Source organism: Aminobacter sp. MSH1 (assembly GCF_003071665.1).
GTDB classification, from domain to species: domain Bacteria; phylum Pseudomonadota; class Alphaproteobacteria; order Rhizobiales; family Rhizobiaceae; genus Aminobacter; species Aminobacter niigataensis.
The window spans coordinates 4833026-4845096 of the sequence record NZ_CP026265.1 but is presented as its reverse complement, the minus strand read 5'-3'; the positions used below and the strand labels follow the sequence as shown (position 1 = coordinate 4845096).

13 protein-coding genes are annotated in these 12071 nt (G+C 64.3%); 5 read left to right on the top strand and 8 right to left on the bottom strand.

What is annotated here, in order from left to right:
* Positions 1 to 29: 29 nt before the first annotated feature.
* A complete protein-coding gene (locus tag CO731_RS23885) occupies positions 30 to 986 on the bottom strand; it encodes a LysR substrate-binding domain-containing protein (protein ID WP_108610025.1) in 957 nt (318 codons plus the stop codon).
* 169 nt (positions 987 to 1155) lie between these two features.
* Between CO731_RS23885 and CO731_RS23880 the strand changes: the two genes are divergently transcribed.
* Complete coding sequence (locus CO731_RS23880) at positions 1156 to 1446, top strand: DUF1127 domain-containing protein (RefSeq protein ID WP_108609129.1); 291 nt, start codon at positions 1156 to 1158, stop codon at positions 1444 to 1446.
* A 157-nt stretch (positions 1447 to 1603) separates the two neighbouring features.
* Here the strand turns inward: CO731_RS23880 and CO731_RS23875 are convergent, their stop codons facing one another.
* The 3 genes from CO731_RS23875 to CO731_RS23865 all read right to left on the bottom strand — a co-directional run bounded on the left by CO731_RS23875 (position 1604) and on the right by CO731_RS23865 (position 4683).
* Entirely contained in the window at positions 1604 to 2506 is a 903-nt protein-coding gene (locus CO731_RS23875) for a DUF937 domain-containing protein (protein WP_108609128.1), read from the bottom strand.
* A gap of 76 nt (positions 2507 to 2582) precedes the next feature.
* Positions 2583 to 3956 (bottom strand): glutamate--cysteine ligase, encoded by a 1374-nt coding sequence (locus CO731_RS23870; protein WP_108610024.1) that lies wholly within the window; start codon positions 3954 to 3956, stop codon positions 2583 to 2585.
* 145 nt (positions 3957 to 4101) lie between these two features.
* A complete protein-coding gene (locus tag CO731_RS23865) occupies positions 4102 to 4683 on the bottom strand; it encodes a TetR/AcrR family transcriptional regulator (RefSeq protein ID WP_108609127.1) in 582 nt (193 codons plus the stop codon).
* A gap of 84 nt (positions 4684 to 4767) precedes the next feature.
* On the opposite strand from CO731_RS23865, the gene CO731_RS23860 reads away from it, so the two are divergent.
* Positions 4768 to 5679: an alpha/beta fold hydrolase gene (locus CO731_RS23860; protein ID WP_108609126.1), complete on the top strand. Its 912-nt coding sequence runs from the start codon at positions 4768 to 4770 to the stop codon at positions 5677 to 5679.
* Here CO731_RS23860 and CO731_RS23855 read toward each other — a convergent pair whose 3' ends face one another.
* Complete coding sequence (locus tag CO731_RS23855; protein WP_108610023.1) at positions 5680 to 6414, bottom strand: 16S rRNA (uracil(1498)-N(3))-methyltransferase; 735 nt, start codon at positions 6412 to 6414, stop codon at positions 5680 to 5682. It lies immediately after the preceding gene.
* Between the two features lie 655 nt (positions 6415 to 7069).
* On the bottom strand, positions 7070 to 7732 hold the full coding sequence (locus CO731_RS23850; RefSeq protein ID WP_108609125.1) for a hypothetical protein: 663 nt from the start codon (positions 7730 to 7732) through the stop codon (positions 7070 to 7072).
* An 80-nt stretch (positions 7733 to 7812) separates the two neighbouring features.
* On the opposite strand from CO731_RS23850, the gene CO731_RS23845 reads away from it, so the two are divergent.
* Both CO731_RS23845 and CO731_RS23840 read left to right on the top strand, forming a co-directional pair.
* Positions 7813 to 8511, top strand: a complete 699-nt coding sequence (locus tag CO731_RS23845; protein ID WP_108609124.1) for a type 1 glutamine amidotransferase — start codon at positions 7813 to 7815, stop codon at positions 8509 to 8511.
* A gap of 287 nt (positions 8512 to 8798) precedes the next feature.
* On the top strand, positions 8799 to 8936 hold the full coding sequence (locus CO731_RS23840; RefSeq protein ID WP_162244938.1) for a hypothetical protein: 138 nt from the start codon (positions 8799 to 8801) through the stop codon (positions 8934 to 8936).
* On the opposite strand, the gene CO731_RS23835 is transcribed toward CO731_RS23840, so the two are convergent.
* Both CO731_RS23835 and CO731_RS23830 read right to left on the bottom strand, forming a co-directional pair.
* Positions 8920 to 9678 (bottom strand): metallophosphoesterase family protein, encoded by a 759-nt coding sequence (locus tag CO731_RS23835; protein ID WP_108609122.1) that lies wholly within the window; start codon positions 9676 to 9678, stop codon positions 8920 to 8922. The two genes, CO731_RS23840 and CO731_RS23835, sit on opposite strands and share 17 nt — an antisense overlap.
* Complete coding sequence (locus CO731_RS23830; protein WP_108609121.1) at positions 9675 to 10469, bottom strand: FCD domain-containing protein; 795 nt, start codon at positions 10467 to 10469, stop codon at positions 9675 to 9677. The genes CO731_RS23835 and CO731_RS23830 overlap by 4 nt, the downstream gene beginning before the upstream one ends.
* Before the next feature lie 194 nt (positions 10470 to 10663).
* On the opposite strand from CO731_RS23830, the gene CO731_RS23825 reads away from it, so the two are divergent.
* Positions 10664 to 11986: a DUF3422 family protein gene (locus CO731_RS23825; RefSeq protein ID WP_108609120.1), complete on the top strand. Its 1323-nt coding sequence runs from the start codon at positions 10664 to 10666 to the stop codon at positions 11984 to 11986.
* Positions 11987 to 12071 lie beyond the last annotated feature (85 nt).

The window sequence follows — 12071 nt, the reverse complement described above, 5'->3', positions numbered from 1 at the left end:
CCCCGTCAAGCACGCGGCTCAGCCTTTGCCTACCATCCCGGCATGATTTGGTTCGGCTTCAGCCGCCGGCTGCGCGTCGCCATCATCGCGGCGAAATCGAAGGAACCCGTTTCTTCCGGTGACGGTATCGAGATGTTGTCGAGGCTTTCCGAGATGTGGCGGGCAAGCGCATCGATGATCTGCGGCCGGCTGGAGTGGCCGCGCAGGATTCCTATCTTGCAGTCGGGCAGGGAGCCGAAACCGTCGGCCTCTCCCAGCACCCGCATGCCAGGCCGCAGTGCACACTCGGGCAAGACCGACACCGCAAGCCCGGCCAGCACGGCAGCCGTGATGACGGTCGCCGACCAGCTGGTGAAAAGGATGCGATACCTGCGGTCACGCGCGTCGAGCATCTCGCAGGCGGTTCGCCGCCACTGGCAGTTCGGCCGGCCGAAGGCCATCGGCAGGGTCTCTTCCTCATGCACCATGTGGCTGGCCGAAGAAACCCACAGCAGCGGCTCGTTGCGCACGATCTCGGTCGGGTTGGTGCCTTCGCACTGGGTCACCAGGGCGATGTCGAGATTGCCGCGGCGGATCATGTCGGCGAGGTTGACCGTCGGCTCGCAGATGACCGACAGTTCGACGCGCGGGTTGGAGCGCGAGAAGCGCGCCATGATCTCGGGCAGGAAGCGGTCGGCATAGTCGTCGGGCACGCCGATGCGGATCGTGCCCTCGAGCGCGCGGTCGTCGAAGGCGGCAAGCGTTTCCCGGTTCAGGTGCAGCAGCCGCCGCGCATAGGAGAGCAGGCGCTCGCCTTCCTCGGTCAGCTTGTTCATGCGCCCTTCCTTTTCGAACAGCGCCTTGCCGATGCGCTCTTCGAGACGGCGCATCTGCATAGACACTGCCGACTGGGTGCGGTGGACCTCGTCGGCGGCGCGGGTGAAGCTGCCGGTGTCGACGATGGTGACGAAGGTCTGGAGCTGGTCAAGATCGAGCGGAGCGGCCATCGACGTTTCCATCATGAACTTTGATGATAAAGATTAGAAACATTCGTTGGATTAATCAATCCACCGATGGCAATGTTTGATCGTCCACATGAGGCATGTGTATCGGAACCGGTGCGGCGGCAAGGAGCGTCGACCGGAAGGGACCCGTTTGTCCCTCAGGGAGATGACTATGACCACGCTTGACCATTGCACTGAGACGACGCATTCCGCGGCTCGGCCGGTGAATGCGATGCGTATCGTCACTTACACCGCCGATCTCCTCCGCGCCTGGAAAAATCGCCGTGCGTTCTACCGCCTCGGCGAAATGACCGACACCGAACTCGCCGATGTAGGGCTCACCCGTGGCGACCTGCATGTCGCCGTCGACCTGCCGATTGCCAGCGATCCGACCGCGCGTCTGCGCACGATCCGGCAAGCCCGCGCCGACAACATCGAGGCCATGGCCCGGCGCGTCGCCTGATCGATTTCTGCTTTCGCAGGCTCCCCACTCCCAGCCGGTCCCCGCCGGCCTTGCCTGCAGTTGCCCGGTCCTCCCAAGGACCGGGCTTTTTCTTGGGCAGGCAGTAAGGCAGCCGTCACTGTTCCCCTATTCCCCTGTTGCCTTGATCCCTAGTTCCCTACCGATACCTGTCCATGCCCTTGCTGAACTGCTCGAAGATCGACTCGACGCCCTTCTGATAGTCGTCGCGCTGCTGGCTGCCGGTTTCGAACATCTTGCCGAACAGGTCGTCGTATGGGTTTTTTTGCCTGCCGCTCGGGTTCGCCTGCTCTTGAGGGCGCTGGCGCGCCTGCGGCTGCGGAGCCGGTTGGGCACCGCCCCCTCCAAGCATTTCCTCGAAGATCTTGCCCAGTGGATTGTCGCCGTAGGGGCTCTGCTGCGGTGCTTGCTGGCGCGGCGCCGATTGCGGTTGTGCCTGGCCGCCGCCGAACATGTCCTTCAGCACTTTGCCGAACGGGTTGTCGAACGGGTCGGGCGCCTGCGTCTGCTGGGGCGCCTGCTGCTGCCCGCCGCCCATCATGCCGCCACCCTGGCGCATCATCTGCTCTATGATCTCGCCCAGCGGGTTGTTGCCGCCCATGCCGCTGGCCGCCTGCATCTGACCGGTCGACTGCTTGAACAGCCCACCCATGATCATCGACGCGATCACCGGCAGCATCTGCTTGAGCACGTCCTGGCCGATACCGGTCGCCTGCGCTGCCTGCCCGGCGACGGCTCGCGACAGGTCCTTGGACCCGAACAGGTGGCCGAGGATGCCGTTGCCTTCCTGCACCCCCTGGGGCGAGAAGGCGCGCGTGGCGTCTTCGAAATACTTGGCGTGCTGGCCGCTCGCCATGGCCTGCAGGAAGGAGCCGACGCCGTAGGGGTCGGAGGCATTGCGCTTCAGCCCCTGGCTGAAGGCGGGCATCAGCGCCTCGAGCGCCGATTGCGTCTGTTGCTGGCTGAGCCCGAATTGGCGCGCCAGTGCCTCCATGCCGTTGCCGTTCTGGGCATTGGCCAGCATTTCGAACAGTGGCAGCATTTTTTCCTCCTCAGGTCATTCGCCGGAGGAGGAGCGTAGTGCCTTTTAGCTGGAGGTTGAAGGGGCTTTCGCTGCCCTAGTAGGCATACTCCAGGAACGCCGGCTCGATCGATCCGCCCCAGCGCGTGTTGTAGGCGTTGAGCATTTCCTCGGCGCTCGTCGTGCCGCGTGCGACGACCTCGTCGAGCGTGTTGAGGAAGCCTGCCTCGTCGAAGCCGTCGCGGTTCTTGCGGCCACGGTTGACCAGCCCCTGGCGCGACAGGGCAAGCACTTCGCGGCCGACTTCGCGCAACGTGGCGTTGCGGAACGGTGCCGAAATGCCCTGCTCGGGCACCGCATCGCGCATCGCCCGCACGTCCTGGTAGCTCCAGTCTCGGGTGAACTCTTCCGCTGCATCGAGCGTTTCCGCATCATAGAGCAGCCCGACCCAGAAGGCCGGCAGCGCGCAGATGCGGCGCCATGGGCCGCCGTCGGCGCCGCGCATTTCGAGGAAGCGCTTCAGTCGCACGTCCGGGAACAGGGTCGACAGGTGGTTGGCCCAGTCGCCCATGGTCGGCATGCCGTCGGTGATTTCGTTGCGCGCGTCACCGGCCATGAACTGGCGGAAGGTCATGTGCGTCATGTCGTGGTAGCGGCCGTCGCGGATGACGAAATACATCGGCACGTCAAGCGCCCATTCGGCATAGTCGGCAAAGCCGAACTCGGGCGAGAAGCAGAATTCCAGCAGGCCCGAGCGCTGGTTGTCGGTGTCGCGCCAGATGTCGCCGCGCCAGCTCTGCATGCCGTTGGGCTTGCCGTCGGTGAAGGGCGAGTTGGCGAACAGCGCAGTGGAAAGCGGCTGCAGCTTCAGCGACACCTGCATCTTGCGGCGCATGTCGGCTTCGCTCTCGAAGTCGAGATTCACCTGGATGGTGCAGGTGCGGTACATCATGTCGAGGCCCTTGGTGCCGACTTTGGGCATGTAGGCGGTCATGATGTCGTAGCGCGACTTCGGCATGCGCGGCGTTTCTGCCAGCGTCCATTTCGGGCTGCCGCCGAGGCCGAGGAAGCGGATGCCCATCGGCTCGGCGATTTCGTGAACCTGCGCCAGATGTGCGTTGCCCTCGCGGCAGGTCTGGTGGATCGTCTCCAGCGGCGCGCCCGAAAGTTCGAACTGCCCGCCCGGCTCCAGCGAGATCGCGCCCTGGCCGGTTGGCTCGACAAGGCCGATGATGCGGCCGGCATCGATAATCGGGTCCCAGCCGAGCTTGGTCTGCATTCCCTCCAGGATGGCGCGGATGCCGCGGTCGCCGCCATAGGGAACCGGCGCATTGCCGTCGACATAGAAAGGAAATTTCTCGTGTTCGGTACCGATTCGCCATTTGTCGCGCGGCTTGTTGCCGGCTGCGAGATAGTCGACGAGTTCGTCCATCCCTTCGATAGGCCGGAAATCAGTGGTGTCGCGCGCCATGTATGCTTCTCCTGAAGGCGGAAGGACCGCGGGCGCTTGATGGACGATCGAGCGCTTGCCGATCAAGCGAAAAATCCTGAGCCTTCGTCAATAGATATTGAATGATTTCGCTGCACCCGCTGCGTCAAGCAAGTCCTTGTCTTGACTATCGCGCCGAAAGTGCCGCCTTGACCAGCGTCGATGCCGCTGCGCCTGCCGTTTCCATGTAGCTCGCATCGCGATTGAGCAGCACCACCGCGAAGGCACCGTCGAGCAGCAGCACGATCTGGCGGGCGAGCATCTCGGGCGACGCCGCGCCTGCTTCTGCCAGCACATCGCGCAGCCAGCCTTCGACGCGTTTCTTGTGAGCGATGCCGGTCTTGATCGCAGGATGGCCGGGCATGTCGGCAAGTTCGGCAGCCGTGCGCAGGAAACCGCAGCCTTTCCATTTCGGCTGGCGCGCGGCCCGGGCAAGATTGGTGAATATGGCCGCCACCTTCTCTGCCGGCCCGCCTTCCGCTTCTGCAAACCAGCGCTGGAACAGAGCGAGATTTGGCTGGTCGCGGCCGTCGAGATAGGCGGCGATCAACTCGTCTTTGCTGGCGAAATGGTAGTAGAGCGTGCGCTTGGTCAAGCCCGCCTTTTCGGCCACGGCATCGACGCTGACAGCCCTGATGCCGGCGCTGTAGAACAGTTTCGAGGCGGCGGTGACGATGCGTTCGCGCGTCGGAATGTCTGTCGGTTTCATCGTCTATGTATACCGACTAGTGAGTGTATCCAAAAGGAAATTTCGCATATCTGTGCAGCAACTTGCACGCATGCGAGGTTTGCCATGTCCATTGCCGTATCGGTCGCCGCCCCCAGCTCTGTCGAGATCGTCTGCGACGATGGCGTCGTGCTGCACGGCCATCTCTGGCCGCGGCCCTTCGGTTCCGGCTTCGGCACAGTCATCCTCAATCCTGCCACCGGCGTGCTGGCACGATATTATCACCGCTACGCCGCCTTTCTTGCCGGACACGGCCTCGATGTCCTGACCTACGACTACCGAGGCATTGGCGCCTCGCGGCCGGCCGACTTGCGCCGCTGCGGCTACCGATGGCGTGACTGGGGCGAACTGGATTTCGATGCCGCCCTGCGGTTCGTTTTCGCCCTTGATCCCGACGCGCCGGTGATGGTCGTCGGCCACAGCATCGGAGGTTTCCTGCCCGGCCTCGCCAAATCCGCGCCCTGCATTGCGCGCATGCTCACCGTCGGCGCCCAATATGCCTGGTGGCGCGACTATGCGGGGGACCGGCGTCAGCGGCTGTTCCTGAAATGGCATGTCGCGATGCCTGCGCTCACCGCCTTGCTGGGCTATTTCCCCGGCAAGCGCCTCGGCTGGCTGGAGGATCTTCCCTCTGATGTGGCCAACGAATGGAGCTTTCGCCGCGCCCGCATGGAGCAGAGCCATCCCGAAGATGAGCGCGACGCTGTCCTTCGTCGCCTTGCCGCCGTTTCAGCACCCATCCTCGCCATCGGCGTTTCGGATGACGAACTCGGCACGCCACAGGCCATCAAGCGGGCGCTGGCCTATTACTCAGGCGCGAATACGACCCAGCTTCTGCTTTCGCCCAGTGATTTCGACCGGCAGGAGATCGGCCATTTCGGCCTCTTCCACAGTCGTCACGCAGCCGATTTCTGGCTCGACACGCTGCTCTGGCTGCGCGACGGCATCAATCCCTGGCCTGGAAAGATGATTGCCTGACTACCAGTCGCCGATGGTGGCCTGGATGACGGCCAGTGCTGCCACCGCCGCCGTGTCGGCACGCAGGATGCGCGGTCCCAGTGGAATGGCGGTCACGAAGGGCAGGGCGCGCAGCATGCGGCGCTCCTCGTCGGAAAAGCCGCCTTCAGGCCCGACCAGGAGGGCGAGCTTGCGCTCCTTGATACCCTGAAGTGCCGCCATCGGATTGTTGGTCGAGGCATCCTCGTCGCAGAAGATCAGCCGCCGGTCCTTGTCCCAGCTGCTGAGCAACTGCTCCAGCTTCACCGCCTCGCGCACTTCGGGAATGGCCAGGATGCCGCATTGCTCGGCGGCCTCGACGGCATTGGCGCGCAGCCTCTCGATGCTCGGTTTTGCCAGTTGCGTGTGTTGGGTAATGACGGGCAGCAGCGTGCCCGCCCCCATCTCCACCGCCTTCTGCACGAGATAGTCGAGCCGGCCCACCTTCAGCGGTGCAAAGCAGTAGACGAGATCGGGGTGATCAGGCTGCGGCCGCTGCAATTCCAGCACCTCGAGCCGCACTGCCTTCTTGGTCCTGCCCGCGATCCGCGCGGACCATTCGCCGTCACGGCCATTGAACAGCAGCACTACCGCGCCTTCGCCGAGGCGAAGCACATGGGCGAGGTAGTGGCTCTGCTGCGGATTGGCATCGAAAGCCGCGCCGGAGGAGAGGTCATCAGGCACGAATAGCCGTTGCATCTTGTAGTTTGCGCGCATGGCCGAGCAATGCGGCAGGCCGTGGCGGCGGTCAAGGGGCAGCTGCGTGGCCTCTGGATATCCATGTTTGTTCATGTTATGTTCATCATTTGACGGGGGGCGGAGATGGCGATCTTTCGTGTCGTTGCTGCATGCCTTTTGTTGGCGGGTTGCGGTGCGCAGCTCGCCGCCGCCTACGGCATTCCAATCGTGCCAGCAGGGCAGAAGGAGCAGGTGTCCAAGAACATTTCGGTTGAACAGGATCCGCACACGGGCTTGATCAAAGTCTCGGGGCCGCTGATTTTTCATGACCGGAACCTGCTTGGAAATACCTACCTGATCCGCAGCTGGATCGATCCGAAGGGGCAGTCCGTAAACGACGACTTCCAGATCCTTGTCACCGGTCGATACCCGAAGCGCGTCTATCTCAAGCAGGCCTATGCCGATGGCGAAAAGGTAAGCACGATAGCAATCGATCGCGAGCGCGTCAGTTGCGCCGACTTCTGCATCATCAAGGAAGTAATCGGCCTCAACCTCACAGAAGACGAGATGGCGCGCCGCGCCGCGACCGGCATGTCCTTCAAGATCCTCGGTCGTCGCGCATCGCTGGTCATGACCATCCCGCCTGCCTATTTCGCGGCGCTGCTCGATGCCCATCGTGCCGCTCGCAGCGGACCTATGCCCCTGCCGAAAGCAACTCCGCGCTCGGGTGCCAGTCCGGCCGGTAGCCCTGATGCAACACGGCCAGCGTCGTCGCCGGCGTGATGATGCACATTTCGGCATCGGCCAGTTCGTGAAAGCCCAAGGCTGCGTCGTAGCCGCCGAAGCTCCAGCGCAGCGCCTTGCCGCCGCGTACCGCGTAGTCGGAGGCCCCGTCCGAGAACATCGCGCCGTCGGGCAGCAGGTGCAGCGCGTGCCGGTCGACCTCGATGGGCTTGCCGCCCGACGCCAGCCTTTCCAGGTGCAGCCGCCCGTCGATCTCGCCGACCTTCGGGTCTTCGGCGCCGAAGGCACCGGCATAGGCTGCGCTAAAGGCCTGGGCGCGCGCGCGACGGCAATAGAAGCAGGGGCGGTGCCCGGCGGCCAGCGCCGTCACCTCGTCGAGGAAGAACAACTCCGTCCACCCCGTCTTGTCGCCCGGCCGGTTGCGCCCCATCGGCACGCGGCGCACGCCCTTGAACTCGAGCGCGCAGGTGATCCACGCCTTGGCCGCCCAGCGCCGGTTTTGCAGCGATCTCGTCTCGGGATCGTGGATGATGCCGCGATTGCCGGTGAACATGCCGCGCGCCGGATCGACATGGATCTCGCCGAACGGGTCGACCCGGTTCTGCAGTGGCATAGCTGTTCCTTCTTGGCTGCGTCGTGCGCCTCATGATAGGGCTCGCCGCAGCGTTGTCACTGTGCTGCTGAAGGGCCGAAATGCGCGTTCTTGTCGTCCAGAATTTTGCCAACACCGGCCTCGGCCAGGTCGGAGCCGCACTCGTGGAAGTCGGCGCCGAGATCGACCGGTGCAATGCCTATCTCGGCGACGCCCTGCCGGCCGATGCGGCCGGCCACGACGCCATGGTGATCCTCGGCGGCGGCCAGAATGCGCGCGACGACGCCCATTCCCCATATTTCCCGGCCTTGCTCGAACTCGCTCGCGAATTTGTCGAAAGGGACAAGGCGGTGCTCGGCATCTGCCTCGGCAGTCAGTTGATGGCGCGCGCCTTCGGCGGCCACATCCGCATCGGCGGCTCGACCGAATTCGGCTGGCACGGCATCACTCTGACCGAAGAGGCCCAGGACGACCTGGTCTTCAGCGATCTTCCCCAGCGATTCCCGATCTTCCAGTGGCACGACGATACCTTCACCTTGCCCGAGGATGCCGTGCGGCTTGCCGGCAGTTCGGTCACTGGCAACCAGGCTTTTCGCATTGGCCGCGCCGGCTATGGCATCCAGTTCCACTTCGAAGCCGATCGGCCGATGATTCGCGACTGGAGCGAGGCCTTTGCCGACACGATTGCTCAACGCCATCCCGATTGGCATCAGCGCCTCGACAGCGAGGCCGAGCTTCACGGCGCCGAGGCAGATGCCGTCGGCCTGGCGCTGGCGCGGTCCTGGGTCGCCGCGATCTGACCGGTCGCGCCCCCCGTTTTCGTGACATTTTTGGCACGTCGAACAAAATCCGCCGGGGATAGTCATTTGCCTGCTGGATTGTGCCCCAAAGCCTTTCTAAAGACAGCCCCGCGCCAGTTGGCGATGGTATCGCGAATGAACCATCTCTGAGTGCCGCGCGACACAAGCCCGATACAGAACCACCCTAGAAGCACGGCCGTGAAGCCGCGCCTCGACGGCTTCGCTTAAACTTTTCGGAAACTTATTCGTAACTCTGCTCATGCAGAATGCAGGAAGCTCAACCTGAGATGACTCCCTTGAAAGCAGCGCTCCTGTCCTTCGCCATGCTGTCGGCAATCGTGCTCGGCGGCTTTGGGATCTATGCCGCCGATGCCGCGGCCGACCACCACGCCGTCGACGGCTACGGCGTCACCGCCTCCCGCTGAAGCCGGGCTTTTCCACTGAAAACAGACGTTTCTCCGCGCCGTCGATGACGAGCGCGGTCAGCACGCCTGAATAGAACACGCCGGTGTCGATGTTGACCCGGTTGGCCAGCACTTCGGGCTCCGCCTGCGGTGTGTGCCCGTGCACCACCACCTTCGGGTGCAGCCCTGGATGGTTGAGGAACTGGTTGCGGATCCAGATGAGATCCTGCGGATCCTGCTGGTCGAGGGGAATGCCGGGCCGGATGCCGGCATGGCAGAAGAAAAAATCGCCGAAGGACGCCGAATAGGGCAGCGCGCGCAGGAAGCGCAGATGGCTGTCGGGCACTGCGGTTACGAGTTGGACGTGGCTTTGCCTGAGCCCCGACGCATCGCTCATGTTCAATCCGACGCCATAGGAGCGGGCCGTCTCTTGCCCGCCATGCCGGGCAAACAGCCCATCCGCATCGGGCTTGGCAAGAAAATCGAGAAATCCGGTGTCGTGGTTGCCGGTCAAGACGATGTTGCGGCTGTCGCGCGCCGTGGCCGCGAGGAGGTACTCGATCACGCCCCGGCTGTCGGGCCCGCGGTCCACCAGGTCGCCGAGGTGGACGATGCGCCAGTCGCTGGGCTTGTCGCGCTCGATCTCCGCCGCGATCCGCCCATGCATTTCGGTGAGCAGGTCCAGATGCCCGTGAATGTCGCCGATGGCGTAGACCCGGATGCCCTCGGGGCCCCGGGCATCGAGGAAATGCACGTCGGTCATGGCTTCCGGCCCGTCTCGCCGCTGTCGGTCCGCTGCCGCAGCCGCAGGCGCGAAATGCGCTGCCAGTCGCCGCTGCGCTCGGCCTCGGCCATGGCGCGCTCGAGATAGGTGATGTGGTCCATCGCCGCCTTGCGCGCGCCGGCCGGATCGCCAGCCACCACCGCGCGATGGATCGCCTTGTGCTGTTCGAGCAGCACGTCGCGCGTCCCGCTCACAGTGAACACCACAAGGCGGTTGTTGAACACGCCGTCCGACAACAGCCGGTAGCAGGAGCGCAGCGTGTGCAGCAGGATGATGTTGTGGGCGCATTCGCCCACCGCATGGTGGAACTCGACGTCGATTTCCGCTTCCTCTGTAGGGTCGGCGCGGGTATGTGCCGCCTCCATCCGCGCCATGATGCCGTCGAGCAGGGCGAGGTCCTCCGATGTCGCCCGCCGCGCCGCATATTCGGCCGCTAGTCCTTCCATCTCCCTGCGGTATTCAAGGTAGTCGGCCGCCGCCTTGCGGTGGTTGACGATCAATTCCATCACCGGCTTCGAAAACACCTGGCCGATGACATCGGCGACATGTGTGCCGCCGCCATGCCGTGTGACCATCAAGCCGCGCGCTTCGAGCGCCTTCAGCGCGTCGCGCAGGATCGGCCGTGACACGTCGAACTGCTTGGCCATCTCGCGTTCGCCGGGCAGCCGGTCGCCGGCGCGCAGCACGCCCTCGAGAATAAGGCTCTCGATCTGCTGCACCACCTCGTCGGCGGTTCGCGAATGCTCGATCCTGGAAAAGATGTCGCTCAAGGTCGTGTCCGGAGCCGTTGTCGGTCTGCAAGGATAGGTGCCCAGCCGCCAACTGGTCAAATTAATTATCCAATCCGTCGCATTCGTGCAGTCTCGATCACGCTCACCTTTATCAGCTTGGCCTAAAGTTCACGTTTGCCTGTTGCATTGAATTTCCCTAGAGGCTCGAAGCTTGGGCATCGAGGGAGCCATCTGTGACAGTCGATCCGTCGTCACTCGAATTCCTGCCGCGTTCCACCGGCAGCGTGATGGGATTCCCGGCGCATGAGGGCCGTCCCGGCGCTCTTGGCGAGGTGCATTCCAGGCCGCACCCGCTGGTCGAGAACCCGCGCGTGCTGGTCCAGCTCTCCTTCATGACCGAGGGCGGTTCGAGTGTCGACCACGCGGTGCTTTCCGAACTGTCGCGCCGGCTGGGCATCGCCTCGCCCGATCGCCAGGCTCGCCACCACGCCATGAAGTGGGGGCAGGGTTCGCTGCGCTGGGAGCGGCACACCGAATTCTCGACCTATCTCTGGGAAGGACCGCTGTCCGACAGCGGCCGGTCGCAGGAGGATTCGCCCTTCGGCAACGGCTTCAGCCCGCCCGGCACGGTCATCTCAGGCATCCGGCTGGAGATCCGCAAGTGGACGCCGGCTACCGAAAAGCTGATCGCCGGCTTCGATCCCACCAGCCTGTGCTATTCCATCGTTGAGAACGGTGCTGCCGCCATCGTCACCGACTTCCGCCAGGATGGCGACGGGCTGACACGCATCCTGATCCTCGATCGCGGTCTCACGCCAGCCCGTACCGGCGCACTGTCGCAGCGCCTGATCGACATCGAGACCTATCGCACGCTGGCCATGCTCGGCCTGCCGATGGCGCTGTCGCTGTCGAGCCGCGTCCGCCGCATCGAAGACCGGCTTGCCCAGGCGACCCGCGAGATGAAGGCGACCGAGACGCGCGACAGCCAGGCCTTGCTTGCCGATCTCACCGAGCTTGCCGCCGAGCTCGAGGCCGATGCTGCCTCCAGCCTCTATCGCTTCGGCGCCAGCCGCGCTTACGACGGCATCGTCCGCGAGCGCCTCGAGGCGCTCGAAGAGGAGGTTGTCGCCGGCTACGACACCTGGGCCGGCTTTCTCAAGCGCCGAGTCGCACCCGCCATGCGCACCTGCCGGTCGGTCGAGGAGCGCCAGGCCAACCTGTCGCGCAAGCTGACCCGTGCCACCACGCTCCTGCGCACCTGGGTCGACGTCGAGGTCGAGAGGCAGAACCGCGACCTGCTCGCCTCGATGAACAACCGCGCCCGCCTGCAATTGCGCCTGCAGCAGACGGTCGAGGGCCTGTCGGTTGCCGCAGTTTCCTATTATGTCGTCGGCCTGATCGGCTATGTCGCCAAGGGCGCCTCGACGGTGGACCATTTCTTCGCCCCGGAAGTCGTCACCGCGGCCTCGGTGCCGCTGGCGATCCTGCTTGTCTGGTGGGGTGTGCGACGCGTGCGCCGCGCTCACGAAGAGCCCAAGACAGCTCCGGGCGAGTAATTTTCCAGTCTCGGCCTGCCCGAACGGGCAGCGCCTTCCCACCAGCGTCAGATTGACGCTGCGTGAGGTCGTTTGCTGGGCCGAT

What these genes read in the sequence shown, in the direction of transcription:
- CO731_RS23835 (WP_108609122.1), bottom strand. Translation starts at nt 9,678, where the DNA reads ATGACCGACGTGCATTTCCTCGATGCCCGGGGCCCCGAGGGCATCCGG.
- CO731_RS23840 (WP_162244938.1), top strand. Translation starts at nt 8,799, where the DNA reads ATGACTCCCTTGAAAGCAGCGCTCCTGTCCTTCGCCATGCTGTCGGCA.
- CO731_RS23870 (WP_108610024.1), bottom strand. Translation starts at nt 3,956, where the DNA reads ATGGCGCGCGACACCACTGATTTCCGGCCTATCGAAGGGATGGACGAA.
- CO731_RS23855 (WP_108610023.1), bottom strand. Translation starts at nt 6,414, where the DNA reads ATGCGCGCAAACTACAAGATGCAACGGCTATTCGTGCCTGATGACCTC.
- CO731_RS23850 (WP_108609125.1), bottom strand. Translation starts at nt 7,732, where the DNA reads ATGCCACTGCAGAACCGGGTCGACCCGTTCGGCGAGATCCATGTCGAT.
- CO731_RS23885 (WP_108610025.1), bottom strand. Translation starts at nt 986, where the DNA reads ATGGCCGCTCCGCTCGATCTTGACCAGCTCCAGACCTTCGTCACCATC.
- CO731_RS23880 (WP_108609129.1), top strand. Translation starts at nt 1,156, where the DNA reads ATGACCACGCTTGACCATTGCACTGAGACGACGCATTCCGCGGCTCGG.
- CO731_RS23875 (WP_108609128.1), bottom strand. Translation starts at nt 2,506, where the DNA reads ATGCTGCCACTGTTCGAAATGCTGGCCAATGCCCAGAACGGCAACGGC.
- CO731_RS23845 (WP_108609124.1), top strand. Translation starts at nt 7,813, where the DNA reads ATGCGCGTTCTTGTCGTCCAGAATTTTGCCAACACCGGCCTCGGCCAG.
- CO731_RS23860 (WP_108609126.1), top strand. Translation starts at nt 4,768, where the DNA reads ATGTCCATTGCCGTATCGGTCGCCGCCCCCAGCTCTGTCGAGATCGTC.
- CO731_RS23865 (WP_108609127.1), bottom strand. Translation starts at nt 4,683, where the DNA reads ATGAAACCGACAGACATTCCGACGCGCGAACGCATCGTCACCGCCGCC.